The 26,680-nt window shown below is 66.6% G+C and carries 28 protein-coding genes and 1 pseudogene; 13 read left to right on the top strand and 16 right to left on the bottom strand.

Going from position 1 to position 26,680, the window contains the following annotated elements:
- Positions 1–312: 312 nt before the first annotated feature.
- The 3 genes and pseudogenes from JJ691_RS11140 to JJ691_RS11130 all read right to left on the bottom strand — a co-directional run.
- Positions 313–774 (bottom strand): annotated as a pseudogene (locus JJ691_RS11140) (ketopantoate reductase family protein); the annotation flags it as partial.
- A 482-nt stretch (positions 775–1,256) separates the two neighbouring features.
- Positions 1,257–2,582 carry a sugar porter family MFS transporter gene (locus tag JJ691_RS11135; RefSeq protein WP_211768703.1) on the bottom strand — a complete coding sequence of 442 codons (1,326 nt, stop codon included), beginning with the start codon at positions 2,580–2,582 and terminating at the stop codon, positions 1,257–1,259.
- Entirely contained in the window at positions 2,579–3,241 is a 663-nt protein-coding gene (locus JJ691_RS11130) for an HAD family hydrolase (RefSeq protein ID WP_211768702.1), read from the bottom strand. Before JJ691_RS11130 ends, JJ691_RS11135 begins: the two co-directional genes overlap by 4 nt.
- Before the next feature lie 206 nt (positions 3,242–3,447).
- On the opposite strand from JJ691_RS11130, the gene JJ691_RS11125 reads away from it, so the two are divergent.
- The 3 genes from JJ691_RS11125 to JJ691_RS52190 all read left to right on the top strand — a co-directional run bounded on the left by JJ691_RS11125 (position 3,448) and on the right by JJ691_RS52190 (position 5,654).
- Positions 3,448–4,254 (top strand): HisA/HisF-related TIM barrel protein, encoded by an 807-nt coding sequence (locus JJ691_RS11125; RefSeq protein WP_249228215.1) that lies wholly within the window; start codon positions 3,448–3,450, stop codon positions 4,252–4,254.
- A 375-nt stretch (positions 4,255–4,629) separates the two neighbouring features.
- Positions 4,630–5,376 carry a hypothetical protein gene (locus JJ691_RS11120; protein ID WP_249227831.1) on the top strand — a complete coding sequence of 249 codons (747 nt, stop codon included), beginning with the start codon at positions 4,630–4,632 and terminating at the stop codon, positions 5,374–5,376.
- Positions 5,346–5,654, top strand: coding sequence for an integrase core domain-containing protein (locus JJ691_RS52190; protein ID WP_306291362.1), 309 nt, complete (start codon positions 5,346–5,348; stop codon positions 5,652–5,654). The genes JJ691_RS11120 and JJ691_RS52190 overlap by 31 nt, the downstream gene beginning before the upstream one ends.
- A 91-nt stretch (positions 5,655–5,745) precedes the next feature.
- Here JJ691_RS52190 and JJ691_RS11115 read toward each other — a convergent pair whose 3' ends face one another.
- The 7 genes from JJ691_RS11115 to JJ691_RS11085 form a co-directional block, all read right to left on the bottom strand.
- The gene (locus JJ691_RS11115) at positions 5,746–6,690 is read right to left on the bottom strand and encodes an NADP-dependent oxidoreductase (protein WP_211768700.1); all 945 of its coding nucleotides are present in this window, start codon (positions 6,688–6,690) and stop codon (positions 5,746–5,748) included.
- A gap of 31 nt (positions 6,691–6,721) precedes the next feature.
- Entirely contained in the window at positions 6,722–7,639 is a 918-nt protein-coding gene (locus JJ691_RS11110; protein WP_211768699.1) for an NADP-dependent oxidoreductase, read from the bottom strand.
- Positions 7,640–7,814: 175 nt separating this feature from the next.
- A complete protein-coding gene (locus JJ691_RS11105) occupies positions 7,815–8,219 on the bottom strand; it encodes a cupin domain-containing protein (protein ID WP_211768698.1) in 405 nt (134 codons plus the stop codon).
- Positions 8,220–8,353: 134 nt separating this feature from the next.
- The gene (locus JJ691_RS11100; protein ID WP_211771399.1) at positions 8,354–9,100 is read right to left on the bottom strand and encodes an SDR family oxidoreductase; all 747 of its coding nucleotides are present in this window, start codon (positions 9,098–9,100) and stop codon (positions 8,354–8,356) included.
- Between the two features lie 144 nt (positions 9,101–9,244).
- Positions 9,245–10,657 (bottom strand): MocR-like pyridoxine biosynthesis transcription factor PdxR, encoded by a 1,413-nt coding sequence (pdxR, locus tag JJ691_RS11095; protein WP_249227830.1) that lies wholly within the window; start codon positions 10,655–10,657, stop codon positions 9,245–9,247.
- Between the two features lie 45 nt (positions 10,658–10,702).
- Positions 10,703–11,164, bottom strand: coding sequence for a cupin domain-containing protein (locus JJ691_RS11090; protein WP_211768696.1), 462 nt, complete (start codon positions 11,162–11,164; stop codon positions 10,703–10,705).
- An 11-nt stretch (positions 11,165–11,175) separates the two neighbouring features.
- Complete coding sequence (locus JJ691_RS11085) at positions 11,176–11,640, bottom strand: DoxX family membrane protein (RefSeq protein WP_211768695.1); 465 nt, start codon at positions 11,638–11,640, stop codon at positions 11,176–11,178.
- Positions 11,641–11,974: 334 nt separating this feature from the next.
- Between JJ691_RS11085 and JJ691_RS11080 the strand changes: the two genes are divergently transcribed.
- Positions 11,975–12,604, top strand: a complete 630-nt coding sequence (locus tag JJ691_RS11080; RefSeq protein ID WP_211768694.1) for a TetR/AcrR family transcriptional regulator — start codon at positions 11,975–11,977, stop codon at positions 12,602–12,604.
- Here JJ691_RS11080 and JJ691_RS11075 read toward each other — a convergent pair.
- Together JJ691_RS11075 and JJ691_RS11070 are read right to left on the bottom strand one after the other, a co-directional pair.
- The gene (locus JJ691_RS11075; protein WP_211768693.1) at positions 12,594–13,073 is read right to left on the bottom strand and encodes a TetR family transcriptional regulator C-terminal domain-containing protein; all 480 of its coding nucleotides are present in this window, start codon (positions 13,071–13,073) and stop codon (positions 12,594–12,596) included. The genes JJ691_RS11080 and JJ691_RS11075 overlap by 11 nt on opposite strands.
- Before the next feature lie 251 nt (positions 13,074–13,324).
- On the bottom strand, positions 13,325–13,606 hold the full coding sequence (locus tag JJ691_RS11070) for a hypothetical protein (protein WP_211768692.1): 282 nt from the start codon (positions 13,604–13,606) through the stop codon (positions 13,325–13,327).
- A gap of 219 nt (positions 13,607–13,825) precedes the next feature.
- Between JJ691_RS11070 and JJ691_RS11065 the strand changes: the two genes are divergently transcribed.
- Complete coding sequence (locus JJ691_RS11065; protein WP_211768691.1) at positions 13,826–14,620, top strand: SDR family NAD(P)-dependent oxidoreductase; 795 nt, start codon at positions 13,826–13,828, stop codon at positions 14,618–14,620.
- 800 nt (positions 14,621–15,420) lie between these two features.
- Positions 15,421–16,278, top strand: a complete 858-nt coding sequence (locus JJ691_RS11060; protein WP_249227828.1) for a hypothetical protein — start codon at positions 15,421–15,423, stop codon at positions 16,276–16,278.
- Positions 16,279–16,562: 284 nt separating this feature from the next.
- Here the strand turns inward: JJ691_RS11060 and JJ691_RS11055 are convergent, their stop codons facing one another.
- The 3 genes from JJ691_RS11055 to JJ691_RS11045 all read right to left on the bottom strand — a co-directional run bounded on the left by JJ691_RS11055 (position 16,563) and on the right by JJ691_RS11045 (position 19,158).
- Entirely contained in the window at positions 16,563–16,835 is a 273-nt protein-coding gene (locus tag JJ691_RS11055) for a hypothetical protein (RefSeq protein ID WP_211768690.1), read from the bottom strand.
- Entirely contained in the window at positions 16,808–17,332 is a 525-nt protein-coding gene (locus tag JJ691_RS11050; protein ID WP_211768689.1) for a hypothetical protein, read from the bottom strand. Before JJ691_RS11050 ends, JJ691_RS11055 begins: the two co-directional genes overlap by 28 nt.
- A gap of 1,292 nt (positions 17,333–18,624) precedes the next feature.
- Complete coding sequence (locus tag JJ691_RS11045; RefSeq protein WP_211768688.1) at positions 18,625–19,158, bottom strand: integrase core domain-containing protein; 534 nt, start codon at positions 19,156–19,158, stop codon at positions 18,625–18,627.
- On the opposite strand from JJ691_RS11045, the gene JJ691_RS11040 reads away from it, so the two are divergent.
- The 7 genes from JJ691_RS11040 to JJ691_RS11005 all read left to right on the top strand — a co-directional run bounded on the left by JJ691_RS11040 (position 19,127) and on the right by JJ691_RS11005 (position 26,430).
- Entirely contained in the window at positions 19,127–19,456 is a 330-nt protein-coding gene (locus JJ691_RS11040; RefSeq protein WP_211768687.1) for a hypothetical protein, read from the top strand. The genes JJ691_RS11045 and JJ691_RS11040 overlap by 32 nt on opposite strands.
- Before the next feature lie 291 nt (positions 19,457–19,747).
- The gene (locus JJ691_RS11035) at positions 19,748–20,320 is read left to right on the top strand and encodes an RICIN domain-containing protein (protein WP_211768686.1); all 573 of its coding nucleotides are present in this window, start codon (positions 19,748–19,750) and stop codon (positions 20,318–20,320) included.
- A gap of 684 nt (positions 20,321–21,004) precedes the next feature.
- Positions 21,005–22,048, top strand: coding sequence for a D-alanine--D-alanine ligase family protein (locus JJ691_RS11025; protein WP_211768685.1), 1,044 nt, complete (start codon positions 21,005–21,007; stop codon positions 22,046–22,048).
- A gap of 150 nt (positions 22,049–22,198) precedes the next feature.
- A complete protein-coding gene (locus tag JJ691_RS11020; RefSeq protein ID WP_211768684.1) occupies positions 22,199–23,368 on the top strand; it encodes a hypothetical protein in 1,170 nt (389 codons plus the stop codon).
- Complete coding sequence (locus tag JJ691_RS11015) at positions 23,343–24,620, top strand: ATP-grasp domain-containing protein (protein WP_211768683.1); 1,278 nt, start codon at positions 23,343–23,345, stop codon at positions 24,618–24,620. The genes JJ691_RS11020 and JJ691_RS11015 overlap by 26 nt, the downstream gene beginning before the upstream one ends.
- Positions 24,589–25,161: a cysteine peptidase family C39 domain-containing protein gene (locus JJ691_RS11010; RefSeq protein ID WP_211768682.1), complete on the top strand. Its 573-nt coding sequence runs from the start codon at positions 24,589–24,591 to the stop codon at positions 25,159–25,161. The genes JJ691_RS11015 and JJ691_RS11010 overlap by 32 nt, the downstream gene beginning before the upstream one ends.
- A 54-nt stretch (positions 25,162–25,215) precedes the next feature.
- Entirely contained in the window at positions 25,216–26,430 is a 1,215-nt protein-coding gene (locus JJ691_RS11005) for an ATP-grasp domain-containing protein (RefSeq protein WP_211768681.1), read from the top strand.
- Here JJ691_RS11005 and JJ691_RS11000 read toward each other — a convergent pair.
- Positions 26,414–26,632, bottom strand: coding sequence for a hypothetical protein (locus JJ691_RS11000; protein ID WP_211768680.1), 219 nt, complete (start codon positions 26,630–26,632; stop codon positions 26,414–26,416). The genes JJ691_RS11005 and JJ691_RS11000 overlap by 17 nt on opposite strands.
- Positions 26,633–26,680 lie beyond the last annotated feature (48 nt).

Genomic DNA, 26,680 nt, shown 5'->3' with positions numbered 1-26,680 from the left:
CCCCGAGACCAACCGCTGAGAAGTTGTCACGGAGTTGAGACCGATCTTGATGACGTCACGGTGAGACAACCGAGAAATCCCAGGTAGCACAAGATCGACATGTCACGCGCGGTGAGACCCTGCACGCCTGTAGGGTCTCGTTGATCTTGGACAATTCTCATCGTGTCCGGTGACAGTCGATGTTCCTTTTTCGCCAGTGGATCTTCCTCGACGTGGGCTCTGTGCCACTACAGTTTGCCGGCTGGTGTTCTTACCCCTCGTCGCTGAGGGATGATCACAGCGGAACCGCGGGGAAGTCTCGTAGCCGCTCGCTCAGCCCTTCCCCTCGCGGGCGAAGATCGGTTCCGCCGCTTCCAACCGCGGCACCGCGACGCCCAACCGTCGTGCTTCCGCCAGGGTGTCCCGGCAGACCTCACGCGGCTCCTGGGCCTCGGGGTCGGAGTGCGCCGCAAAATTCACGCGCGCCGGCGCGACATGAGCGATCAGCCAGGCGAGCGCGGGGGCCGTCAGCCAGGTGGGCGCACGGAACGGCAGCACACCGCCCCGGTGACGTCGCAGGTCAAGGCCGCGCGCCTCGAGGAGCGGCAGAAGCTCGCGGCTCGCCAGCAGCGCCTCGCGCAAGTCGCCCGTCGACCCGGCCAGCTTGGACAGGGAACCCAGCCTCAGGCCCTGCGAGTGCAGGCCGGCGTTCGACACGAAATGGAGCCACAGCCAGCCGCGGAAGTCGGGTTGCTCCCGACGCCTCTGCCAGCCAGCCGAGCCCGCGGCCCGGAACGGAGGTGCTACGCCAACGCCTCCAGCTACGCTCAAACCCACAAGCTGACCTACGTCTAAGGCTATGCACTGACGAACTTCGGCTTCGCTTGCGCGCACACGTGGTGCGTCGATGACCACGGCCATGTCCACGACCCCACCCGGCCCAACGGTCGCGGAACGGCCTACTTGGGGATTCCCTTCTCCACCAGCTATGTCCGAGCATTCGACGAGACGTTCAGCGACGCTTGCCAGCCACACGACGCCCACCTCGACGGGCATCGCATCCTCCGTGAGGGACTACCCGCCAATGCAATCGTGCCCATCGGCGACCCGATGACCACGCCCGCATAGCGGACCTGGCTACCCGTAAGGCCGCCACCCCGCCATTGCCGAGCGAGCACGACGAAGAGGATATAGAACGCCCTCGGGTGTATCAAAGTTCTCGGATCAGGAGTCGCTGTCCGAGAACTTTGATACCCCAGACATGGAGCAAGGGCGATTCAGCACTTGGGTTGCTCGGCAAGGCCGGCCTCTTCCAGCGCCCGTCCACTCGTCTCCGGCGCCAGCCACACGATAAAGATGATCGCGAGCACGGTGGTGGCGGCGAAGAAGCCGAACACGAAGCTCCCGCCGAGTCGGGAAACGGCCCACAGAAAGAGTTCCGCCACCACGGAGTTCGCGATCAGCGCGCTCGCCAGCATCACCGACGCGCCCAGCGCACGCAGTCGGACCGAGAACACCTCTGACGGATACACCCAGATGACGGAGCCGAATCCGCCGTTGAACGCGCCAGTGAACAAGACGACCATCGCGAATCCGAACCATGCCGACGACGAGGCGACACCGGTTGCCACGGCCAGACCTGTCGCCGCCACGGCCATCAGTGCCAGGCCGGTGAGCAAGGTGACGCGGCGGCCCAGTCGGTCGATGACCGCCAGGCCGGCGACGGTCGCGAGCACCGCGCAGAACTGGTTCGCTGTGGCCAATCCGAACGACGCATCCGCCGAGCTGAAGCCGAGGTGCGTGAAGATCGCCGGACTGTAGTACGTGATCGCGTTGATGCCGGTGATCTGCGCGAAGACGCCGAGGCAGACGATGAAGACCGTCGCTCGCCGCTGGGACGGCAGGAACAGGTGACGCAGGCGTCCACCTCGCTCACGCGCGGCGTCGGCGGTGATGGCCGTGATTGTCGAGGCCGCGTCGACGCCTGGCTCGATGTCTGCGAGCACCTGTCGGGCCTCATCGGTTCGCCCCATGAGCACCAGCCAGCGCGGACTTTCCGGCAGTGCCAGCACAACGCACAGCACGGCGAACGCCGGCACCGCGGGCAGTCCGAGCATCAGCCGCCAGTTGTCGCCGACGGCGAGGAAGTAGTCCGTCAGATAGGCCAGAAACAGGCCCCCGACGACCGCTACCTGGTACAGCGCGACCAGACGGCCCCGTTGCCGGGCCTGGGCGGTCTCGGCCACGAACAGCGGCGCGGCCACCATCGAGACGCCGACCGTGACCCCTAGCAGCGCGCGGACCACGTCCAACGCCACTATCGTCGGCGCCACCGCCTGCGCGACGGCGAGCAGCGTGTAGCCCACCGAGACCGCGGTCACCGTGCGCCGTCGGCCCAGCGCGTCGCTCAGCTTGCCGGCGAGCACCGCGCCGACGACCTGTCCCAGCACCACCACTGTGTTCACCGTTGAGGCCAACAGGTCGTCGGCTCGGAAGTCGTGCTGGATACCGGGAATGACGCCGGACACACTGCCGATGTCGTAACCGAAGATGACGCCGATGGCTCCGCCGGCGACCGCGACGAGCGTGGCGGCCCTGCTCACCGTGCGACCAGTTCCACTCCCGACGGACGCCGCTGGCACCGCACGGCGGACAGAGTGTCGACGACGAACTCCGCGCCGGCGTCGAAAAGTCCCTTGTCGGCACCGACGCCGATGCACGGCATGCCGGCATTCACGGCGGACCGGACACCGATCGTGGCGTCCTCGACCGCCACACAGCGCTCCGGCGCGAGCCCGAGGCGCCGCGCAGCGAGCAGATAGCAGTCGGGCGCGGGCTTTCCGACCCTGACATCTCCCCAGGTGACCAGCGCGTCGAAGGCGTCGCGGATGCCCATGGCATCGAGCACCGCACCGGCACGGACTGCGGAAGCGCCAGTCACCAGGGCGATTGCCGCACCAGCGGCCGACAGCGCCATGACGAGCTCGACCGCGCCAGGGATCTGCTCGTAGCCCAGCTGCGGTTCCCGCGTGCGCACGGTCGCCATCACGTCGGCCCGCACGGACTCCGACAGCTCGCCGAACAGCGTCGACACGGTGCGCTCCGGGGCGCAGCCGAGAATGTGCTGATAGAAGTCCCGATCCGAGATGCGGATCCCCAGCGGCCGGCCGATTTCGGTCCACAGCGCCCGGATCGCGCCATCGGTGCTGATCAACACACCGTCCATGTCGAACAACACGCCCCGGGCGACGATGCCGGTCACCGGTGGCACGTCGACACGGCTCGTGAGAACGAACGCTTCCCCATGCTGCGGGACCCTAGCAGCATGGTGGGCGGCCAGGGCAGTCTTGACCACAGACTTGTCCCTACCGGACTGCCTTTTTGGCCCTAGGTCTCGAAGTTCACCCTCCCCGTCCGTACGCTGACCGACCGTGAGTGGCCGCCTCAAGCCTCACGACTCGCGTGGATATGTTGCCGGGCAACGACAATCACGATTGGGGTATCGTGTTCGCGGATCAGATGCGAGACGGACAGCAGCAGACCGAATCGACGCAGGAACAGCCGTGGCTGGTGGCCGGCGGCCATGAGTTCCGGTCCAGGCTGATCCTCGGCATCGAGCAGTACACCTCACCGGAACTTGTGGGCGCCGTACTCACCGCAGGCGCCTGCGACGTTTTCATCACCACGTTCGACCAGAGCAACACCGGGACCAGCTTGCTGTTGTCCGACCTGGACAACAGCATGGACCTCTCGTCATTCGCCTGGATCGGCACAACGTCGTTCGCACGGTCCTGCGAGGAAGCCGTCGACACCGCAAGGAAACTGCGACAGTCCTTCGGTATCGACGTGATCAAACTCGACGTCCGCGATCCCGACAACATGCCCGACGGCGCACAGACCATTCGCGCCGCCGAGCAGTTGCTGGCCGAAGGCTTCGCCGTACTGCCCTTTGTCACAGCGGATGTGGACGTGACCGGGCAGCTGGCGGAGCTCGGTTGCTCGGCGATCCGCGTGATGGCGTCGCCGGTGGCGAGCGCGCGGGGAATCGTGGACGAAACAGCCGTCCGCCGAGTGATTGAGGCTCTGGACGTGCCAGTCGTGGTGGAGGGTGGGCTAGGCACACCGGAGCACGTCACGTTCGCGATGCGCCTGGGCGCTGCGGCGGTGTTGGTGAACACGGCCGTCGCTATCGCACCGGACAGCGCCCGGATGGCCGACGCCATGCGGCACGCGGTCGCCGCCGGTCGCCTTGCGGTGCAAGCCGCCGCGGCGTGACCTGGGCCTGGTCAAGGAATATCTGCGACCACTGCTGATCATCGTGCTCTGGACGTCAGCCCGACGTCCAGAGCACGTGTTTCGGCGGCACCGCCTAGCAGATCGTGGCCACCGACGACCACTGCCGGAGGAAGAATCCGTCGGCGGTGCGGGTGGTCGAGTACACAGTGGACGATCCTGGTCGCCCGGCGGCACCACGTGCACCGTCATGGTCACCAGCCGCCACCGGCTGCCCTCCCTGATCACCCGCCGCAGTGCCCTGCACCGTGCCAGAACTCAGCACTGATGCCCTGACCTGGAGTTTCCGTTCGCAGCCGAGCCCGGGCATGATCACCATCCGTAGCGTTCCGTCTCCTGTACCTGATCACTGTTCGGATGTTCGAATGGCTGACATTGCTCTCGAGCAACAGGACCGCGTTGATCACCGAGGTGTTGGCGCTGCGCCACGAGGTCGCGGTACTGCGCCGCCAGGCCAACAGGCCGCGTCCCACCTGGCCGGACCGGGCGGTCCTGCCTGCCCTCGCCGGGATGCTGCCACGCTCACTGAGAGGACGTCGGATCTTCACGCCAGCCACGTTGTTGGCCTGGCACCGGCGTCTGGTCCGCAAGAAGTGGACCTATCCACACCGGACAGGGCGCCCACCGATCACTGAGGAGATCCGTTCCCTGATTCTGCTCGTTGCACAGCAGAATCCTCGATGGGGACACCGCCGCATCCAGGGCGAACTCGCCCGGTTGGGTCATCAGGCCGGTGCCAGCACGATCCGCCGGATCCTGGACTGGGGCCGTCTGGGACCGGCGCCACGAGGCGGAGCCACAACGTGGCGAACGTTCCTCCGTAACTCAGCACGGGGCCTGTTCGCGGTCGACTTCTTCCACCTCGACACCATCAGCGTGCGCCGGCTCGACGTGCTGTTCGTGATAGAAGTGCGCACGCGCAGAGTGCACATCCTTGGTGTCACCGCACACTCGACCGCCTCCTGGGTCGTCCAACAGGCACGGCCCCTGGCAATGGACCTCACAGAACGGCTCACCTCGTTCCGGTTTCTTATCCGAGACAGAGACACGAAGTTCACTTCCGGTTCGACGCCGTGTTCACCGACGAAGGGCTCGAGATCGTGAAGATTCCACCTCGGACACCTCGAGCGGACTGCTACGCCGAGAGGTTCGTACGCAGCGTCCGGGAGGAGTGCACCGACCGGATGATGATCTACAACGAGCGAAACGCCGCCACCGTGCTGGGAGAGTACGTCCAGCACTTCAATGACCACCGGCCACATCAGGGCATCGGTCAGCGGCAACCGAAGCATGATCCCGCGAGCGCAATCCCGCTGGACGCTCCGATCACACGCCGCAAGGTCGTCGGCGGCGTGATCAACGAGTACCGGCGAGCCGCCTGACCTGACCGGCCGATATCTGGTCACCGCCCACGCGTCGACTTTTGGCACGGTACAGGGCAGCCCGCCGCCCGGCGATCGCGTCTCCGAGTCCTTACGGACGAACGCGGATGATCGTCTTTCCCTTGACCCGCTCGGTCGGGTTGAAGGCGGCGACCGCATCGTCGAGGGCCGCGATGGTGCCGATGTTGGTCCGGACTCGCCCGTCGCGCACCCGCTGGGCGATCTCGCCGAGTTGGGCGCGGTCGGACACGACGACGAAGTCGACGGTCCGGCCCTCGGAGGGCCGAGCCTCGGCCGGGCCGGTGACGGTCACCAGCGTGCCGCCGGCCCGAACCAGGCCCACGGACCGCTTCTGCACATCCCCACCGAGGACGTCGAACACGAGATCGACTCCCCCGACGTCTTCCAGGGAGTCGTTTTCGAGGTCGAGGAAGTCCTGCGCGCCGAAGTCGAGCGCGGTCTGCCGGCTGGCCGCGCGTCCGGTGCCGATGACGTGGGCGCCGGCCTCACGCGCGAGCTGAACGGCCATCGATCCGACAGCGCCCGCCGCGCCGTGCACGAGCACGGTCTGCCCCGGCCGGAGGCAGCCGTGGTCGAACAGGCCCTGCCACGCGGTCAGGCCGGTCATCGCGACGCCCGCGCCCACCGTGAAGTCCACGTCGCCCGGCAGCGGCGCAAGGTTGCGCGCCTCAACGACCGTGTACTCGGCCAAGGTGCCGTCGCGGGTCCAGTCCGTAAGGCCGAACACCCGTTGGCCCACCGACAAACCGGTTGTGCCGTAACCAAGAGCGGTCACCACCCCGGCCACCTCGTGCCCGGGAATCGACGGCCGCCGGTCATGGCCGAGCCGGTCGATCCAGGTCGAGGGCCACTCCAGCTCATCCCCGGTGAACCCCGACGCGTGCACCTCGACGATGACGTCGCCGTAGCTCGCGCCCTCCAGGCTGGCCAGCCAAGCCGCGTCCGGATCGGGCCGCTCCGCCAGCGTCATCCCAGCCGTTCCCGCGGCCCGGTCGGTCACCACGATCGCCTTCATGTGACTACCTCTCGTGTTAGTCCGGGGTTCCTTACGGGCGAACGCGAATGATGGTCTTCCCCTGGACCCGCTCGGTCGGGTTGAAGGCGGCGACCGCGTCGTCGAGGGCCGCCACGGTGCCGATGTTCGTCCGCAGCCGTCCATCCCGCACCCGTCGGACGATCTCACCCAGTTGGGCGCGATCGGCCTCGACGACGAAGTCGATCGCCAAGCCATCGGCGGGTCGCACCTCGGCCGGGCCAGCGATGGTCACCAGCGTCCCGCCGGCCCGGATCAGGCCAACGGACCGCTTCTGAACCTCCCCGCCGAGAACGTCAAACACAAGGTCGACTCCCCCGACGTCTTCCAGGGCATCGTTATCGAGGTCGACGAACTCCTGCGCGCCGAAGTCGAGCGCGGCCGCCCGATCGGCGGCATGTCCAGTGCCGATGACATACGCGCCGGCCTCACGGGCAAGCTGCGTCACCACCGAACCGACTCCACCGGCCGCACCGTGCACGAGGACACTCTGCCCCATCCGGACACGGCCGTGCACGAACAACCCCTGCCACGCGGTCAGACCCGAAATCGGCAGACTCGCGCCCACCGTGAAGTCGACATCGCCCGGCAACGGCGCGAGACTGCGCGCCTCGACAGCGACATACTCGGCCAAGGTGCCGTCGCGAGTCCAGTCCGTGAGACCGAACACCCGCTGACCCACCGACAGCCCCGCCGTGCCATAGCCGAGAGCGCTGACCACTCCGGCCAGCTCGTGCCCGGGAATCGACGGCGTCCGGTCCCGCCCGAGGCGATCGGTCCAGGTCCCGGGCCAGGTCAGTTCACCCGGGGTGAATCCCGACGCACGAACCTCAACCAGCACATCGTTGCCCGCCGCCTCGGGCTGGGGCTGCTCGACCAGCGTCATCCCGGCCGTTCCCGCGGCCTCGTTCGTCACCACGATCGCCTTCATCCGACGCCTCCCTGTATCCATCCTCGCCGCCAAACTCTAAGCGGACTATATAGTCCATCCCGACACCGCGCGCAGGTGCGCACCCCGACCAAACGAGGACGTAATGTCAGGACCATCAGACGCTTTGCTGGGCCAAACCGCCGCGAGACGACGGAGGCTGCCGATCGATGTCACGTCAGACTTGACTGGACGTGAAAGTCCAGTTCGTTAACTCGCGCGCCACGACCTCGTCGGACTCCACCATGGTGATCATGTCCACGCCCGGGGCGCACAGGCACACGGCGAGGAACCGGCTCCAGACCGCCGACTCCAGGTTCGCGACCTGGTAGTGCACCACATCCCCGCGCCCCCAGAACGCCTGGCCGGCCGAGATCTCGCGCGGAGCCTCGCCCTCGACCTCGAACAAGATCCTGCCCTCAAGGACATAGCCGAACACGGGCCCGCTGCGGCGATGGGGCCGCAGACCCTCGTCAGCCGGCGGCAGCTCGACGAGCTGGGTCACGGCACGCGCACCCTCGGGGATGGGCGGTGGGATGACGCGGAGCAGGTCGGTGACCTTGGTCTTTCCGGCAGCCAACATGACTCCGACGCTAGCCCGGGTCCGGCTCGGAATCTGGGTCCACTTGGCGTCTGGGAACGGGAACCACTCGTTCACCGAAGAGCGCGGACCAGTGCGTCCAACAGCCATGTGTCCGTCGATCGCCGATAGTGTGGTCAGAGGGTCATCCCGGCGCCCCCGGACACCACGAGCTCCTGTCCGGTGATGTACGCGGCGTCATCCGAAGCCAGGAACGCGACGGTCCCGGCGATGTCCTCAGGCACAGCAAGGCGGCCGAGCGGGTTCTTCTCCGCCATGGCCGCCATCGTCGCCGCGACGTCATCGGACTGCGCGCGGAGCGAGGTCCGCGTCATGGGGGTGTCGGTGAACCCCGGACTGACCGCGTTGACTCGGATGCCGCGTGGTGCGAGCTCGAGGGCAAGTGTTGGGATCATGCCCAGCATCGCGGCGTGTGACCCGGCCGTGACGCTGTTGCCGGTCAGGCTACGCGTCGCTCCGATACCCACGGTGACAATGACCGAAGCGCCGTCCGACAGCAGCGGCAGCGCCTTGACCAGCGTGAAGAACACCCCTTTGGTGTTGACGGCGAACACCTCGTCGTAACCGGCCTCGTCGCCGGTGTCCAGCGTCATCGGACGGCTGACGCCGGCGTTCAGGAACAGCGTCGTCAGACTCCCGAATCGTGCTCCGACTTCGGACACGACCGTGTCGGTGTCAGCGAGCGAGCGCGCGTCGGCCCGCAGGACCAGGACGTCGTCGGGAAGCTCCTCCCGCGCCCGAGCGACGCTCTCCGGACGTTGTCCGGTGACAGCGACGCGGTAACCACGGTTGTGCAGAATCTCGGCGGTCGCCTTCCCGATCCCGCTGGTACCGCCGGTGATCAGGGCCGTACGTGCCGACATGGTGATCACTCCACAGTGGTTGGTGTCCTGATTGGACAGCTCAAGCCAGACTTGCCTGGACGCGATAGTCCAGTTGGTTGACCCTAACCCGGTTGCGGCCCGGCATCTGGGTCCACTTGGCGCCCGCGAACGGGAACCACTCGGTCACCGAAGAGTGCGGACCAGCGCGTCCAACGCACCCGACCAGGAGCTGGGGGAAGGCGCGGCGAATCCGATGACCACACCGTCACGGTCCGATGTGGACCCAGGGTGCCGAAAGATGTCGAGGGGTTCGATCGTCAGCTGTTCACGGGCAGCTCGGCGCACCAGTTCCGCGCCGGTTCGACCGGACTGTTCGAGAACGACATGCAGCCCGGCGGACATCCCGACCACGCGCGCGGTGGGCGAGTGCTGGCTGATCGTCTCGACCAGCTGCCGACGTCGTCGGCTGTACTGCGAGCGCATCGCGCGGATGTGCCGGTCGTAGGCTCCCGACTCGATGAAGTCGGTCATCGCCAACTGGTTGACGAACCCGACGGTCTCCTCGGTGTCCCCTTTCTCCGCGGCGATCGCACCGACCAGGTGGTCGGGAAGGACGAGCCAGCCCAGGCGCAGTCCCGGCGCCAGGGACTTGCTCGCGGTACCCAGGTAGATCACGTGGTCGTGATCCAGCCCCTGCAGCGCGCCCACGGGAGACCGGTCGTAGCGGAACTCGCCGTCGTAGTCGTCTTCGACGATCAGCGTGCCCCGCCGGCGGGCCCAGTCCACGATCCCTGCCCGCCGGTCAGGGCGCAGCGCCACACCCAACGGGAACTGGTGCGAAGGCGTGAGCAACACCGCGCCCGGGCACGGCGCTCGGTCGAGCCTTGACAGGTCCACACCCTCGGCGTCGACCGGGATCGGGACGGCGTCGATCCCGGCTTTCACCAATGCCTGACGCTGGGTCTGCAGGCCGAACTCCTCGACCGCCACGGTCATGACTCCTGCCGTCGCGAGCGCGGCGGCCACAAGCCGCAAGCCTTCCGCGGCCCCGCTGCACACGATGACGTTGTCGGCCCGGGCACGCAGTCCCCGGGCGCGCGCGAGATAGCGGGCGAGGGCGTCACGCAGTTCACTTCGGCCGCGCGGATCGGTGTACCCGAAGGCGTCGAACGGCGCGGTGCTGACTGTCCGCTTGACCGCCCGAATCCACTCGTCCCGCGGGAAGGACGACAGATCCGGCCGGCCGGCCCGGAGATCGTGCACCGGCTCCGGGCGTGTCCCGGGTGTCCGCGGCCGCGGCCGTTCTCCCACGAGTTCCGCCGCACGCTGCGACACTTGAGTGCCGGATCCGTGCAGCCCGGTGAGCCATCCCTCGCTGATCAGCTCGGAGTAGACGCGCACGACGGTGTTGCGGCCCAGCCCGAGGTCGGTGGCCAGCACGCGGCTGGAGGGCAGCCGCGTCCCGGGCGCCAGCCGGCCGGTGCGGATCGCCTCGCGGAACGCGTCCATAAGCCCGGCGCGGACGTTGCGGCCGAGGTGGCCCACGTGCAGGTCCAGGCCTGACGTCCGACTACCGCGCCCCGCTTGCTCAGTCACATCGCAGAACGATACGGACCGCAACTGTGCCGTCGTCATCAGGATTTACGAGTGGGGATCGTTGGCTTGGAGCGGGTCTCCGGTGTCGGAGACGTAGACGACCAGCAGCTTGGCCCGTTCGGTCGTGCTGGGATTCGCGGCGACGACGTGGTGGGCGCCTGGCTGCTCGAACCAGTTCTCGCCCTGGTGGTACGTGGTCACGGGCTGGTCATCGACCTGGCTTCGCACAACGCCTTGCAGTACGTAGGCGTACACGAAAGCCTGACCGTGCCGATGCGGCGGCGCGGCTGCGCCTGGCGGGAAGTCCACGATCTGCGACGTGAACGTCTTGCCCTCAGCGTTCGGAAGGGCCTGCTGGAGCAGGATATTCACCTGGGGCGGCGACGCTGTGGGCGTGCTCGTCGCCGAGGCCGCCACGGGCATGCTCTCGTTAGCGGAGCCGCAGGCTGTTGCGCCGGCCAGCGCGGCAATGGCCAGAAGACGGCCGACGATCTGCGATGGAACCATGAGTGTCTCCACTAGCGGTCTGTGAAAAGTCGGTCGACGCTGAGGGCGAACGTGTCCACGGGCGCGAGGGCCAGCAGCAGGGCGGCGGCCGCGGCGGCGAAGACGGAGTTGCTCAGCGGCGCTTCCCAGTCCAGGAACAGCCCCATCGACAGCGCGAACCCCAGCAGCAGCGCCGCGGCGGCCCATGCGGACCAGCGCACGAGGACACCGGCCAGCAACGTCAGGCCCAGCACCGATTCCGCGGTGGTCGCGGCCCACGCGGCGGCGTCTTGGAGCCCGTCGGGCAGGTAAGGCGAGAGGGTGTGCGTGTAGGCGGTGTACGCGGCGAAATCGCCCCACCCGACCGACCCGGTGTGCGGCGGACCCCACCAGCCGAACCGATCGGCGACGGCCGAGAGGAACCCGGCGGCCAACGCGAGGCGCGCGAGCACCGTGGCGACCGACCACACAGGCTCCCGCCGGGCGACGGCCTTCAAGGACAGCTCCCCCGAACGTCCCCCCTTCCCCCGTTGGCCCTTGGCCTGCACAACCATCAGATCTCCCTTGTGGACGCTTGATCGACACCCTGGAACGGCCGCGGCACGTTCCGTGCCGACTCGGCCATGGCCAACATGACTCCGACGCTAACCCGCGTCCGGCTCGGAATCTGAGTCCACTTGGCCGCCGGGAACGGGAACCACTCGGGCGGGCGCGGGCGCCGAAGAGCGCGGACCAGCGCGTCCGACGCACCGTCTCAACCAGGAGCCGAGCAGGACCGTGTAGTCCACACGGACAGCGACGACGGTGATCAAATAGGGTACCCTAAGGCTTGTGAGCAGGCCGGAGAACGCACAGCCGGGGCGGAGGCTGACGCCCCGTGGGGCCGCCACCCGCGCGCGCATCGTCGCGGCCGCACTCGAGCTGATGTACGTGAAGGGCGTGAACGCGACCACGCTTGACGATGTCCGTGCCGCGAGCAACACCAGCAAGTCCCAGCTCTACAACCACTTCCCGGACAAGGAGGAACTGGTCCGCGCCGCCGTCGCCGAGCGGGCCGCGCAGGTCCTCGAGCGGGAACGCGGCTACCTTCAGCGCTTGAAGTCGTTCCGCGGTCTGGTCCGCTGGCGCGACGCGCTGGTGCAGCGAAACGCGTTGCAGAACGGCGCCTACGGCTGCGCGCTCGGCTCGATGGCCAGCGAGCTCGCCGACCAGGACGACCAGGCCCGCGCCACGCTCGCCGCGTCGTTCGCGGAATGGGAAGGGCTGCTCGCCGCCGGCCTGCAGCGGATGCGGGAGAGCGGGGTGCTCAGGCCCGACGCCGACCCGGAGAAGCTCGCCACGGGTCTGATGGCGGCCTTGCAGGGCGGGTACCTCCTCGCCGAGACCGCGCATGCCATCAAGCCCATGGAGATCGCCCTCGATATGGCGCTTGACCACGTGAAATCGTTCCTCACGGAGTGACGGTGTGCGCGCGGACGTAGCCGAGGGCGATGTCCAGGGCCACCTCCAACCGCCGCACGTCGCGGGTAGTGCGGGCGAGAAGCAGACCACCCTGTAGCGCGGCCATCAGGCCGGCCGCGAGCCTGTCAGGATCGGCATCCGCGGCGAGTTCGCCGTTGTCCCGAACCCGGATGATTCCGACCGCCAGCAACGACTCCCATGCCGTGAAGCACGCACGAACCGCCGACCGTCCAGCTTCGTCGCCATCGGCGAGCAGCTCAGCCAGGTCGCCCAGCGGACAGATCCCGTCGTCGCGCCTCTGCTCCAGGCGAACCACCTCATCCCGCCAGTGGGCGAGGTCCCGTAGCGAGTGCAGGTTGTTCAACACCTGTTCCTGAATCGCGAGCAGCCTACCGAGCCTGGCTTCGACGGTCTCCGCTGTCGGAAGCTCGCCGGCGCGGCCGCCGCCGTCCTGGCCAAAACGGTCCACAAGGTCCACTATAGGCAATGATCGTTGTGTTAAATGTATGACATCTGGACTATATGGTCCCGATCGAATGGTGAAGGGCGATCGTGAGCACGCGGAGTCGAGGCTGTCGAAGCAAGCGAATCGCTCGCGGCAGTGGAACGTGAGGACGCGCTCAACCCTGTAGGGCTCGAAAACTCGTCGCTGCAGCTCAGGATGCGTTCGCAGCTGCCTACGAAGTGCCGCGTACCTCGGCTGTCGCCTGCAGCGATGACTTACCGAGCCCCACAGGCATCCTCTAACGCGAGCCGGACCCGTGCCCGGGTCCGGTCAGTGACCTCACCGGTCTCTGTTGCCTCGGTCTCCAGTCGCCGCACGGCGGGATCGCTCTCGAGCTTGGCCATGACCAGCTCGTGCACGCGGTCCACAGCCGCATCCAACGACTGATCGACTACATCGTCCGCGCGCTTGCCGACCCGCCCGGCCTTCCGGATCACCCAGGTGATCAGCGCCCCGACAACGACTTCCAGTCCCGTCGCCCTGACGTTCCTCCCCATTCAACACACTGCATCCTTGCCTGCAGAGGACGGACGGCCACGAAGGCGACACTAACCAGACACAACCAGCCGCCAGCCCACGCCACACGGCGCCGTCGCGTTTTACACCCATGCAGCCCAACCGTTCTGGGGTCGTCAAACTTAGCCGAACACGGTCACTTTGCTGGCGACGGTGCATGTGCGTAGGCGCACACCTGGCCCCGCGGTGGCGTGAACGCGATGTCCGATCACCGCCAGACAGTCGGACCGGTGACGGCCAGGCTGTGTGACGTGAGCACAACACTTGACGGGAAGGTCGCACTGGTCACCGGCGGCGGCCGCGGCATTGGGGCCGCGGTTGCCCTGCGGCTGGCCCGTGACGGCGCCGACGTGGCGTTGACCTTCCAGCACAACCAACAACGCGCCGAGGACGTGGTCGAGCAGATCACTGCGATGGGGCGGCGGGCGATGGCTCTTCAGGCGGACAGCGCGGATCCGGTGGCAGTGGTCGACGCGGTGGACCGGTCCGCCGGCACCTTCGGCCGGCTGGACATCCTGGTGAACAATGCTGGCGCGTTCCTGCTCGGGCCATTGGAACAGTTGACGCTGCAGGAGTTCGAGCAAACCATCGCGGTCAATGTCCGGGCGCCGTTCGTGGCGTCACAGGCCGCGGTGAAGCACATGTCGGGCGGCGGCCGGATCATCACCATCGGCAGCAACATGGCCGAACGCTCGGTGTTCCCCGGATTCTCGTTGTACTCGACGAGCAAGACCGCGCTCATCGGCCTGACCAAGGCGCTGGGACGTGAACTGGGGCCCAGGGCGATCACGGTGAACTTGGTCAACCCAGGTCCCACCGACACCGAGCTCAATCCGGCTGACGGCGCGAACGCCGAGGGAATCGCAGGCTTCACCGCACTTGGACACTATGCGGATCCGGCTGATGTCGCTGGGGCGGTGGCGTTCCTGGCCGGTCCGGACGGCCGGTACACCACAGGGGCGACGGTCAATGTCGACGGCGGGTTCAGCATCTGACCGTCACCGTCGTACCGACACGAGGTGGAGCACGGATCGGGCCCGCCGGGTTTCACGGGTCAAACCCGGGGCCAGCCGGGCGATCCACCGCCGAGCACACCAACTCGGCAGAAGAGTGCCTTCGCGAGGGGCCGGAGCCAACCACTCGCGCTGCTCCCCGAAGTAAGTAGAGCTCACCCATCACGGCAGGAGCGGCACGTCCCGTTCAGAGCCGTTGAGCAGCGGTTCAGCGCTGTTGAGGTCCGTTGAGCGGAGTTGGAAGAGCCCCACTGTGCCAACCACGCTCCGCATATTGCTCTGACCTGCGAAAACAAGGCTCCTGCAGGTTGCCGCGGGTCCGTTGAAAGCAGTTGGATGTCGTTCAGGACAGTTGAGCGCATCCAACTGCTCCCCGGTGCTCCCACCACCTACCGACGGCACGCCTCAGCTGTGCCGGCCACTTGTTCTCGGACGCGTGTCGAAGGCCGAGCAAAACGCCCGGTTCGCGGCACGACAGCGCGTTCAACCAAGGTCGAAGGTGCGCGTGTCGGCGACGCGTGAAATTGGCACGACGTTGACAGCGCGCGCCAGACTATGAGTCGACAAGCTCTGCTGTCCACGATTTGCTGCCGTGTTCGATCTCCGACGGCGAGTTCGTTTCGGCAGCGGGCCGGCCGGCTGACCTGAGGTGGACGTCGTGCGCGTGGCCGTGTCCGCGTTCGCCGGCCTGGCGCGGCGGTTGGTCCGACAGGTGAGGGTGCGGCGGCCCGCACCGCCGACGGCTGGTGCCTGCCTTGCCGGCGCGCCGATATGATCCAGCGGTGTACTGGGGTCTCGCGGGCGCGCTGTTCTCCGCCGTGTGTTGCGGTGTCGCGTCAGCGATGCAAGCTGTTGCCGTCCAGGCGACCACGGACGGCGGACGCGGGTTTGATCCTCGGTTCCTGTGGCGGTTGCTCGGTCAGCGGCGCTATCTGGGCGGGCTCGCGCTCACCCTGGTCGGGTTGCTCGCACAGGTGGGCGCGTTGCGCTCGCTGCCGCTGTTTGTGGCCCAGGCGACCCAGTCCGCGGCGATTCCGGTGACCGCGGTGGTCGCGGTGTGGTGGTTCGGGTTGCGGATGGGCCGTGTCGAATGGATCGCGGTCGCGCTGGTGTGTGTGGGATTGTCGCTGCTCGGGGTGGCCTCGCTGGGGGCCGGCAGCGGCCAGCCGGGCATGGTCTTCCATTGGGCAGTGTTGGCCGCCGCCGGGGTGCTGCCCCTGCTCGCGCTGTGCGCGGACAAGCTGCCGGACCGGTCCCGAAGCGCCGTGCTGGGGCTGATCAGCGGCCTTGGCTTTGGTGCCACAGGTATCGCCATCCGGGTGATCCCGGGGTTCGGGCTGGCCACGATCGTGACAGATCCGGCCGCCTACGCCATTGTCGCGGCGGGTGTGATCGCCAACTGGTGCTACGCGGCGGCACTGCAACGCGGTGACGTGATCGCACCCACAGCGACGATGTTGATCGGTATGACCGTGCCCCCGGCGTTGATCGGCGAGTTGATGCTGGGCGATCAGGCACGCCCTGGCTGGGCTCCGGTGGCCTTCGTCGGGTTCGTGATCGCGTTGGCCAGCGCACTCGCCCTGGCGCGGTTCGGGCACATCGAGGTCACCGAGCGCACCGCGGCGGAGGTGAGGACGTGACCCAGCCTTCCCACCGCGCCCCTGATATCCAGGCTGTCGCCGCCCGGCTCGGATCCGCCTCGCTGTCCCCTGTCTGAACCGTGAGCAACCCCAACTCGGCAGATGGGGATGTTGGGCGATTGGCACGAACGGGAGCCGGTTGTGCGGCACCTCCCGGACATGTCCGCGACGTCCGGGTATTCCCAGCGCTTCCGCGTGGTGCTCCGACCAGCTGACGCCGAGCGGACTTGTCACCACGAATCCCGCCCAGACAATCATTCGGCCCGCCCTCGGCGGGCGGCGTTTCAGTAGCGGAAAGCACGAATCCCGGTCAGTGACCACGCGCGCGCGATCCGGCCCTCGCGCGCCGTGAGAAGGTCGACTCCACCGACGGCGACACCGTCTGCCGTGGCCTCGGCGGTCCAGAGGAACGCGACGGATCCCCGGGCGAGGTCGATGACGGGCCGCCGGTGGATCGCGATCGCGGGGGCGGCCTGGCTGTCGACCAGGGCAGCAAGCTCGGCCGGCCCATTCACGTCACCGGTCCACGTCAGGAAGCAGGAGTGCTGACCGACCACAGCACCTCGAAGAGGTTCGCCTGGGCACGGGCGTACTCGCGGCTCTCGATCATCACCACGAAGTTCTCCGTTCGCGAGGACATGATCGCCACCGCTTCTTTGCCGATGAAGGTGGTCAGGGTGAAGATGCGCCCGGGTGGGGCGAAGCGGACGTCGCGGATGTCCGTGGTGCTACTGGGCCAGTCCTGGTCGGTCTCGCGTTCCGGTGAGCGCACTACCCGCAGCGGTGTCCCGCGCTCGCGGCGGTTGGCGATGAACTCGGCCATCACGGCGGCGCCCGGAACGGCCATCAGGTCGTACATCGAGAGGATGCCGCGCAACGGGCAATCCCATTCCAACGTCTCGAACAAGGCCGCCCGCATGCCGGATTCGCCCTCCAGGTACCGCACCCGGGGACGGCTGCCCTGGGTGTCGCGCAGGGCCCGCAGCTCGGGCACGAGTCCGTCGAGCAGTTCCTTCCGGGTGGCGAGTTCATCGAGCAGCACAACCTCGGCCATGCCGATCCCTACGCGGTGTCAGTCCATCCGGTTCAAGATCTCGGAATGTAGCACCTGCACCATTCTGGTGGATGGTCACACAGTCGTTACGAGCATCGCCAAGCCTCGCAACGCCGATCCCAGTGGCGGCGTGCGCCTGACTTACTTGCGACACTGAACCCGACAGATCGACTACAGGACCGAATTATGACATGATCACGACCTAGCGCCGCCATCCATCTCAGTGCTATTGTTAGTAGTTGATCGCAGATCATAATCGAAGCCCTGGCCGTTTCCGGCTGGGACCTAGTCTTCGGGTGAAGATGGCTTGTGAAACGGAATTTTCCTTGATTGGGGGCGTCGTCCCGCCCGCTGCCCTGGCCGGCGCCGTAGACGGTTGACTGGATTTGCTTTGTGTCCACGAAGACGTTTGCCGATCGGTGTCCAAAGTGCAGCTACCGACAAGCCGAGTCCGCCAAGTACCGCGCCAATCGTGACGAGCGTACCTTTGATGCCGTTGCCAATACTGTCAAGGACGCTACCCGCGGTCTGCGACACGTCCATGGAGATCTCCACCGCGCGGTCCGCAAGTAGTGGCTGATCTGTTTCTCCTTCAAGCACCCTGAGATGCACAGTGAGCGTGAACTGCCCCGTGGAGGCAGGAGTAACACTCCACGACCACGTCGCCATGTCGGTCGCGTTGATGACCGGCTGAACCTCGCTAGACGAGGCTACGATGGTGCACTGGGGTGCGTCGGAGGTGAGACGGGCTTGTATACGAGCCCCAACCATTATTGGCGTGTTACTCCCGCGAGATGGCCGGGAATGATCTGCCGCGCAATCCGCACTTGCCACCTTGGCGCCGCACACCGTGATGGACACCGCTGAAGGCCGGCCAACTGACAGCTGGATGTGATCAGGAGCGCGGATAAACCCATTGACCAGGTCGCCACGTTCATTCGCGATCGTCACCTGGTACTGGTCCTGCGGGTCGTTACCCGTACCGACGGGTTGGCTTGGCCCAGTCGTGAACAGAATTGTGTTCGCGACGCTGAGTGCTGCGAGTATCACGACGGCCAATACCGCGACCCGGCCGAGCGGACGGCGCCAGAGTCGCGACAATAAAGAACTCCCGTCATCTGGCCCTATAGGAAACCTCTCGTCATCTGACACTGGAGATCCTTTCACCATCGCCGTCGACACATGTTGTAGCAGCCGGCAACCCTCCGTGTCAGGCGATACGGCCACGCCCACTTCGACATCCACACCCCTGTCCTGGTCGAAAACCCTGCCACCGGCTGTGATCGGGGGTTTTATGCGGCGGGCTGGTACCGGTCCGGCGTGGTGGGCAATGGGATCACCCTCGGGTCATCATCCAGCGCGCACAACCCAACGCCCCGACCTTCGTGACTGCGGCCGGCGTTGCTGTGCTCGACGTACGCGTCGAGCACAGCGCGGAGGTGGCGGCGGCCGGTGATGAGAATCCGGTCGGCGCACTCGCGGCGGACGGAGGAGATCCACCGCCCGGAGATCGCGTTCACCCGCGGCGTCTGCGACGCGGTGAGCACCACGTCGACGCCGATCACGGCGAACACCGCATCGAACGCGGTGAACTTGGCGTCGCGGTCGCGGATCAGGTGGATGAAGCGGCGTCCGGCACCGTCAAGATCCGCGGCCAGGTTGCGGGCCAGTTGGGCTACCCAGGCTCCAGTCGAATGGTCGGTGACGCCGAGCAGGTGGACCCCGCGGGTGCGGTGCTCGGCGTTCTGCGGGCGCCAGTTCGACGAGTTGGTGCCGCTGCTGCGTGCTGCGGGCGTGCAGGTCTGGCTGCCCGAGGTCGGCGGCATGGTGGATGTGGATGACGATGAACACCGCCGGCTGATGACTTTTTTGGGCGTGCAGTCCCGACCCGAGGTCATCCGGGCCCGCGCCCGGGTGACGCCGTGGGTGTCCGTGGCGTTGCCGAGGATCTCGTCAAGAACGAAGTGGGCCTCGCGTTTCGTCGCGACGAATGACCTTGGTGCCGTAGGTGGCGTGCTGGCCGGTGACGTGGGTGTAGGTCGACAGGCTTTCCGACGCAAATACCGAGACATCGCGCGGGCAGTCACCGACTTGCCCCTGACGTTCGACGGCTGCGCGGTGTGATTGGCCGAATGCCCGTGTGCCGAATAGGGGCGTTCACCGGAGGGAACCGTCCTGGTACCAGGGAGGTACCAGGGCCGGTCAGGCTGTTGTCACCATCTAGCCAGAGAAAGGGAAACGCATTAGGATCACGGCCATTGCCCCGTCGGCGATCGCCATCGCCGCGTCCGCCGGCCTGCTGTCTGCCGAACCCGGCACAATTGCTGGCCGAAGCCGCCTGTCTAGACCTGCGCGACAAACGCTTCGCAAGTCGACGACATGACTCGCGCTGAATAAGCCCGGAAGGTTCAAGCAATGAAGAAGCTCAGTAGGTTCGTCACGGCCACCGCCGCACTGACGCTCGCCTTGTTCACGTTCGCAGCGAGCCCGGCCAGCGCCGCCACCTCCGCTCAGTACTGGCAGAGCGCCCACACGTATTACTTCATCTCCTGGTCCCCGGATGCGCCGGACTCCTGTCTGGACGACTCCAACACGGGCCCCAACGGGACCGACAACCTGCGCGCCTTCACCTGCAACGGCCAGGCGTGGCAGAACTGGACTGTCATCGACTACGCCAACGGCTGGGCTCAGCTGGAGAACCAAGCCACCAAGCGCTGCCTGGACTACTCGCTTGGGTCCGGGCTGCGCACCTTCCCCTGCTACCAGAACAGCTTCAACGGCGGCTGGCAGCAGTGGGCGCTCGTCAACCGAACCACCGCGAGTGGAGGCGCAGAGCAGGTCCTCAAAAGCGCCATTAACCAGGAGAACGGTGCCAACACCTGTATCGACGTCTCCTCCGCATACGGAACCGTGGGCCTCCCCTGCGGCGGCATCCGGCAAGACGCCGGGTACCAAGGCTGGTCCGTTATGGACGACACCTTCGGCTAAGAAGCTCGAACCCCTCGGACAGGCCCTGGGCGCCCAGCACGGCGGCAAACGGCGGTCCTCGTCTGGCCGTGGACTGTCCACGGTAGGGCACACCGGTGACAGCAGGGTCAGCGACGCGCGTCGCCGGGGGCGAGCAGGCTGGTCAGCTCCGAGATCGTCTCGGGCGACGGCTTGAGGTACCGGCGGACGTTCTCCGGCTTCTTGTGCGGGGACTTCGCCATCAGCATCAGCTAAATTACTTGCCGGCATGGGGATGCCGACAGATTCACGCAGGGACCCTTAGGTATGCGGTCATATCGCAGAACACCCGCCAGGCGATTACTGGCATTAATGGCGCATGCCAAGCCCTTCGGCACACTGGAATCCGAAGCCGGCCTGGCCACAAGATACAGGAACGTCAGGCGCATCGCCCTACGTCGCCGGTGTTCGAATCCGCGTTTCCGACTTCACACATTCGGCACATGATCCTATGATGTCGAAATTACAGCTGAGCTCGATAAATCTGCGCGTTCTACCCAGTGGCAAGCCTGAAACGCCCGCATTTCGCGATCTATGCCATGCCAAGACTCGGAGACGGCGTTTAACATCGCCGATGGCACGCAGGCTGACGCGTTATTGAGCGTGACAGCCATCGAGTGCGACAGAAAAAAATAAACATGCGTTACGGGGGGAAGAATTAGTATGATGACGGATTTTGTTCGCCAGCTACCCGGTTCCCTGCCGTCTGATGTCCAGACACTGCGCGGTTTGCGGATCGCGGTGGTGTATGGCGCAGTGTCGGAAGAGGACGCGGTATATATCCACAGCGCCCCGCGCGCGGAATGGTCCCTGACCGCGATCATGCGGGTTCTCCAGGATCATGGTCTGGACGCAGAACATCTCGATCCGACTGCGCCCGACTTCGCGGAACGGGTGCGGGGCTTTGACGCCGCGTTCGTGAACGTGCACGGCCCGTATGGCGAGGACGGCCGACTGCAGGGTTTGTTGGAATATCTCAACGTGCCATACACCGGATCCGGCGTACTCGCCGGGAGCGTGGGGATGGACAAGCTGGTATGCAAGGCTATCTTTCGGCATCTGGGCCTGGCGACACCACGAGACTCGGGTCTGCTGGCGGGCCAGATACCGGCAGGCTTTCCATTGCCGGGAATGCTCAAGGCGGTGGACGGCGGCAGTAGCGTCGGTACCCGGCTGGTGGATAACAGCGCGCAGATCGCCGAGGCAATCAGGGAATTCACTGGGCGTGGCTTCCGCCGGTATTTTCTGGAGGAGTTCATCGCCGGCCGGGCGTTGACAGTAGCCGTGATCGGCGGCCCGGCCGGCTCGGTCGCCCTGGCTCCGCTCGAATTCGTCACCGAGGCAGCGTTCTACGACGAAGCAAGCAAACTCGGTGGTGCGAGCGCGCCGTCAGTGCAGTACCAGTTCCCCGAGGATCTGCCGCCGAGCGTGGTCAAAGCGATGAGCGTCGGCGCCGAGGCGGCCTATGACTTCCTGGACTGCCGCGGCGCGATCCGCGTCGACTACATCGTTGACGACGCGGAGACCGTGTATGCCTTGGAAATCAACACGATTCCCGGCCTTCAGCCGCACAGTAACCTTCCGGCGGCCTGCGCGCGTGCAGGAATCCCCTACGATGCGCTCGTCCTGCGTCTGCTCGCGCAAGCCGTGCGGGCCCACCGCCCGGTCCCCTGGGCCGCACCCGGGCGCCCGAGGCCGGAATCGGCGTAGGTCGACGCCATGGCCTTCAATACCAAGGCACAACCGTCCGAAGCAGACACTCCGACCACATCTGGGAGGCATAACCAGGGGGCATACTCGCCGCGTCCCGCTCTCCGGCGTGTCTGGAACCGCGTTGCGCCCAGAAATACGTTCGTCGGTGTGTCCAGCCTCGCCGGAATGACGTTCTCATTGATCGCGAGCGTCTGGCTGTGGACGAGCGTTCACTCGGCGGTGCTGTCCGCACTGGTGTTCGGCGGTCAGTGGGTCGGCGCCGCGGTCTTCCCATCAGGTACCGCACGCGTCATCAGGCGGTTGACCGCGTCGCGTATCGCCCCTGTCACGGAATGGTGCGGTGCCGCGCTGGTTGCGACCGCGGCAGGGTTCATCGCCGCCCAGTTGTGGATGCCGCTCGTCTGCGTCGTGCTGATCAAGGGATATGTGGACTCGGTCGGCCGCACGGCCAACACCCTGGTCGCGCGAGAGCGAGCCGACGGTCCGGGGGCGATCGAGCACGAGGTGAGCCGGATGGAGTTCTTCCGGCTCGTGGGTTCCACCAGCGCGGGCACCGCTTTCGCGGTCACCGGTCAGTACGTCGATCCGGTGATGTTCGCAATGCTGTGTGCAGCGGGGCACGGGTTCGCCGGCCTGGGACTGCGGTGGCATGGCACGCAGGGCGGCTCGGCAAGAACCGAGCGCGGCACGGCGGCTGAGCAACCAGGCGTGCGCCAACTGCGGCGCATGACGTCGATCCAGCGTGGCGCGTTGCTACAGCTCTCGCTGATCGCCGCGTATCAGGGCCTGCACAACTCAATCCGCACCGTGTACCCAATCCAGCAGTTGCACCAGGGCACAGCGGGCGTAGGGATCGTCAGCGCCGTAGCCACTGCCGGCGTTTTCGCCGGAGGTTGGATCTCGTCGCGCAAGGCCGTGCTGCCTTGGGCGATACGGTATGCGTCGCCCGCAGGATTGTGCGCTACCGCGCTTCTGGCCATCGCAGCCGTCGCATGCACGGCCGCCCTACCGAGCTATGCGCTGTACTTCCTGTTCCTCGCCGCGTTCGAGGCGGCCTTCATGGGATGCAACGCCCGCTACGTCGCATCGCTCGACGACGCGACCTCCGTGTTGTTCGTGGGGATCCGTTCGACAGCCTTGTCGCTGAGCGCCCTAGCCGGGCTGCTGGCCGCCAGCGCACTTCTCGCATTGCTGCCCCCGTCGGCGGCAGTGGCTGCCACGGCATCGGCGCTCGCAGCAGCCTCGCTTCTCTACGCGGTGGCGACGATCAAGAAAGAAAGGAGAGCACCGAATGCTGATGTCCGTCTACCGGGATGAACCCGTTGCCGTCGTCGACGCATATGGCGCTGGTCAGTTGTTCGGGCCGGCATTGCGCGCTCGCGGTGTGCACCCTGTGCACGTCGCCAACCGGCAATGCGACTGGCCAGCGCTGACCGCGACGCTCAACCGGCACGACTACGCCCTGTGCCTTGAGCACACCGGCGACATCGACGCCACCGCAGACGAACTACGCCGCGCAGGGGTGCGGCATGTGGTCGCCGGAACAGAAAGCGGTGCGCAGGTCGCCGATCAGCTCGCCCAGGCACTCGGCACGCGCACGGGAAACCGCGCCGGACTCGCCGAAGCCCGGCGCGACAAGCGGCTGATGCACCGGTTGTTGCACAGTGCTGCGGTGGAGATTCCGTGGCAGCGTCACCTCGACGCCTGCGGCCACGAGACGTGGAGCAACGGCGAGGCAGGCGAGCAGACCGTCGTGGTCAAACCCCCGCGCAGCGCGGGCACCGACTCGGTGTTCGTCGCGAAGGACGCCGAGCACCAACACCGCGCGATCGACAAAGTCCTGCGCTCAGCCACAATTTACGGCGAGCCCAACGACGGCGTGATCGTCCAGGAATTCCTTCATGGACCCGAGTACATGGTCAACACCGTGTCGGCCGACGGCTTCCACGCCTTCATCGAGATCTGGACCTCGGAAAAGAAGACAGTGGACGGGCAACTCGTCTACGACCGCCAGCGCCTGATCAGCCCGCTTGGCAAAGAAGCCGAGTCGATCCGGGGTTATGTGTGCCGGACTCTCGACGCCCTGGGCGTGCGGTGGGGCGCCGCGCACACCGAGGTCGTGGTCACCGAACGTGGTCCGCTCCTTCTGGAGACGGCCACACGGCTGCCCGGCGGGATGGACCCTGCCCTGACCCTGCGTGCGGTGGCCACCAGTCAGGTCGGGGAAACGGTGGATGCGCTGCTCTCACCTCACCTGCTCCTGGAGCGGGGCACGCTGCGCCTCATCCGCCGCCACGCCATGGGGATCAGTCTCATCTCACCGGCCGCGGGCACCCTGACCAGCGATGTGGACCTCGCGCCGATCAAGGCACTCGCCTCGTTCCACGGCTTGCGCGCGAACCTGACGGCCGGCACGCGGGTACAGCGCACGGTCGACCTGTTGACCAAGCCTGGCGGCCTGTACCTGTGCCATGAGGACCCCGACCAACTCGAAGACGATTACCAGCAAGTACGCGCCTGGGAAGCGACTGAACTACATGACGCCATCGACCGTGGCCACGACGGCTGACTGCCCGCACTTCGTGTGCGCACGGACTCCGCGCTACTCACAACGCATTGATCCGGAAAGCTGGCCAGCCGGTTTCCTGCTCGAAGATGGCAACGACGCCCATTGGAGCACCCGCGCCTGCGGGCTTGCCTGCCTCAGGTCAGTACTCGCCTTCCACGGCAAGACCGACATCCCGCTGTTCACGTTGTTGCGCGAGGCCGTGGCGGCCGGGTTCTACACAGAACGCGGCTTGCTGCACGCCGGACTGGCAACCATGGCCGTCGCGCGCGGTGTGTCTGCCACCGCTATGGCCGCACCCGACCTCACGCACGTTTCCCAGCTGCTGCACGACACCAGAGCACCGCTGATCGCTTCGGTGACCCTGCAGTTCCCGCAGGACGGACGGCGCGGCGGGCACCTTGTGGTGGTCTCGGCGCTTGATGACGAACCCGATCCGTGGATCTGCTTCCGTGACCCCTCAACTTGGGGCGAGACGAACACCCGTGTTCCAGCGGCCAGATTCGCCGCCAGCTACACCGGCCGAGTGATCGCCTTCGGGTGAGGCGGACGAGCAGACGCCTCCGCGTCGCCCCGACCCGATCGAGAGGACAGCCAGATGGACCGCGACCTGTACGTGGTGCTCAACCGATTCACCCATGAGTTCGCACGCTACGACCGCTACCTGCCCGAGCAGACCGGCCGGCTTGCGTATGTGACCACCGCCCGCTCCGCCCGCGCGCTCGACGCCGCCTGCGGGGTTGCGACCGAGACCACAGAAGACCTCGCGTATGACCAAGCAACAGCCGCTGTCGAACGGATCGTGCGTAGTCACGGAACGCCCAAGGATATCGTGGCCTTGTCGGATTACGACATCCTAACCGCAGCGAGGCTGCGAGACGCCTTCGGCGTGGCTGGCGGGCAATCCACTAACCTGGTCATGAAGTTCAAGGACAAGCCGCTGATGAAGGATGCGGTCGCAGCAGCCGGGCTGCGTATCCCCCGTTACTTGGCACTGGACCAGACAACGGACGCCGCCAAAGTCATCGCGGCCGTCGGCCTGCCGCTGGTCCTCAAACCCCGTCGAGGGGTCGCCTCCCTCGGAGTACGCCGCATCGACACGCTCAGCGAACTACAGGGCGCACTCGCCGCGATCGAACCCGCCGAGTACGAGTGCGAGGAGTTCGTCTCGGGCCGTATCCTGCACATTGACGGCATCCGCCGCGACACGAGAACCCACTTCGTTTCCGCGTCCGCATACCTCAACAGCTGCCTCGACTTCGCCAATGGCCTACCGCTGGGATCGATCATTCTCGACCGCGGCGAACACCGCACATCGGTGATCGCGTTCGCGGACCAGTGCCTGAACGCCCTCGGCCTGGCTGATGGTGCATTCCACCTCGAAGTCATCGAAGAGGCACACGGGGGCCTGTGCTTCCTTGAGGTCGGCCTACGCCCTGGCGGCGCGCAGGTCGCGTTCGTCCACCGCGATCTGTTCGGCGTCGAGCTGTTCGCTGAGGCGTTCCGCGCGAGCACCGGGTTGAGGCCTCTGAGCGATCCGCACGGAGACGTCGCCGACGCCTCCGGCGGCTGGCTGCTCATGCCCGAACCAGCAGCCCGGCCGAGCCGGCTAGTGCAGCGGACCTCACTGATCGACAGTGTCCCGGAGATCTACCACGAGGCACTGCCCGAGCCGGGACGCATCTTCCGCGGCGACGGCAGCTACGACAACCCTGGCGGGATCTTCCGGCTGCGCGGCCCCGACGCAAAGACCGTCCATCAGGCAATGCTCACCGTCATCGAGCGCTACAAGCTGGTCACAGAACCCGTATGAGTTCGCGCGACCAGCCAAGCCAAGTCGCGGCGTACGCCACGACCGGCAAGGACGCCGGACGGCCCGCCACGGCCAACGCCCAATCGAACCCGGCGGCCTCGGCATGGGGCACCGCGTCGATCGAGCGCCGCAGGGCCGCACGATCGTCCTGGCCGGGAAACCGGCTCGCCAGCGGGAAATCCCGGACGTCAGTGCCACTCACGTGTTGTCCACGCCGCCTCGGCACCAGCCCACAGGTGGACCCGTGCAG

Source organism: Kutzneria sp. CA-103260, assembly GCF_018263855.1.
In the GTDB taxonomy this organism is placed as follows: Bacteria; Actinomycetota; Actinomycetes; order Mycobacteriales; family Pseudonocardiaceae; genus Kutzneria.
Note: the sequence above shows the minus strand (reverse complement) of the source record. Positions and strands in the feature narration are given on the sequence as shown.

What these genes read in the sequence shown, in the direction of transcription:
- JJ691_RS11105 (WP_211768698.1), bottom strand. Translation starts at nt 8,219, where the DNA reads ATGTTGGCTGCCGGAAAGACCAAGGTCACCGACCTGCTCCGCGTCATC.
- JJ691_RS11125 (WP_249228215.1), top strand. Translation starts at nt 3,448, where the DNA reads ATGTTGCCGGGCAACGACAATCACGATTGGGGTATCGTGTTCGCGGAT.
- JJ691_RS11025 (WP_211768685.1), top strand. Translation starts at nt 21,005, where the DNA reads ATGACGGATTTTGTTCGCCAGCTACCCGGTTCCCTGCCGTCTGATGTC.
- JJ691_RS11010 (WP_211768682.1), top strand. Translation starts at nt 24,589, where the DNA reads ATGACGCCATCGACCGTGGCCACGACGGCTGACTGCCCGCACTTCGTG.
- JJ691_RS11050 (WP_211768689.1), bottom strand. Translation starts at nt 17,332, where the DNA reads ATGGCCGAGGTTGTGCTGCTCGATGAACTCGCCACCCGGAAGGAACTG.
- JJ691_RS11100 (WP_211771399.1), bottom strand. Translation starts at nt 9,100, where the DNA reads ATGTCGGCACGTACGGCCCTGATCACCGGCGGTACCAGCGGGATCGGG.
- JJ691_RS11015 (WP_211768683.1), top strand. Translation starts at nt 23,343, where the DNA reads ATGCTGATGTCCGTCTACCGGGATGAACCCGTTGCCGTCGTCGACGCA.
- JJ691_RS11115 (WP_211768700.1), bottom strand. Translation starts at nt 6,690, where the DNA reads ATGAAGGCGATCGTGGTGACCGACCGGGCCGCGGGAACGGCTGGGATG.
- JJ691_RS11090 (WP_211768696.1), bottom strand. Translation starts at nt 11,164, where the DNA reads ATGGTTCCATCGCAGATCGTCGGCCGTCTTCTGGCCATTGCCGCGCTG.
- JJ691_RS11070 (WP_211768692.1), bottom strand. Translation starts at nt 13,606, where the DNA reads ATGGGGAGGAACGTCAGGGCGACGGGACTGGAAGTCGTTGTCGGGGCG.
- JJ691_RS11005 (WP_211768681.1), top strand. Translation starts at nt 25,216, where the DNA reads ATGGACCGCGACCTGTACGTGGTGCTCAACCGATTCACCCATGAGTTC.
- JJ691_RS11035 (WP_211768686.1), top strand. Translation starts at nt 19,748, where the DNA reads ATGAAGAAGCTCAGTAGGTTCGTCACGGCCACCGCCGCACTGACGCTC.
- JJ691_RS11110 (WP_211768699.1), bottom strand. Translation starts at nt 7,639, where the DNA reads ATGAAGGCGATCGTGGTGACGAACGAGGCCGCGGGAACGGCCGGGATG.
- JJ691_RS11120 (WP_249227831.1), top strand. Translation starts at nt 4,630, where the DNA reads ATGTTCGAATGGCTGACATTGCTCTCGAGCAACAGGACCGCGTTGATC.
- JJ691_RS11065 (WP_211768691.1), top strand. Translation starts at nt 13,826, where the DNA reads ATGTCCGATCACCGCCAGACAGTCGGACCGGTGACGGCCAGGCTGTGT.
- JJ691_RS11045 (WP_211768688.1), bottom strand. Translation starts at nt 19,158, where the DNA reads ATGCCGCCGACCTCGGGCAGCCAGACCTGCACGCCCGCAGCACGCAGC.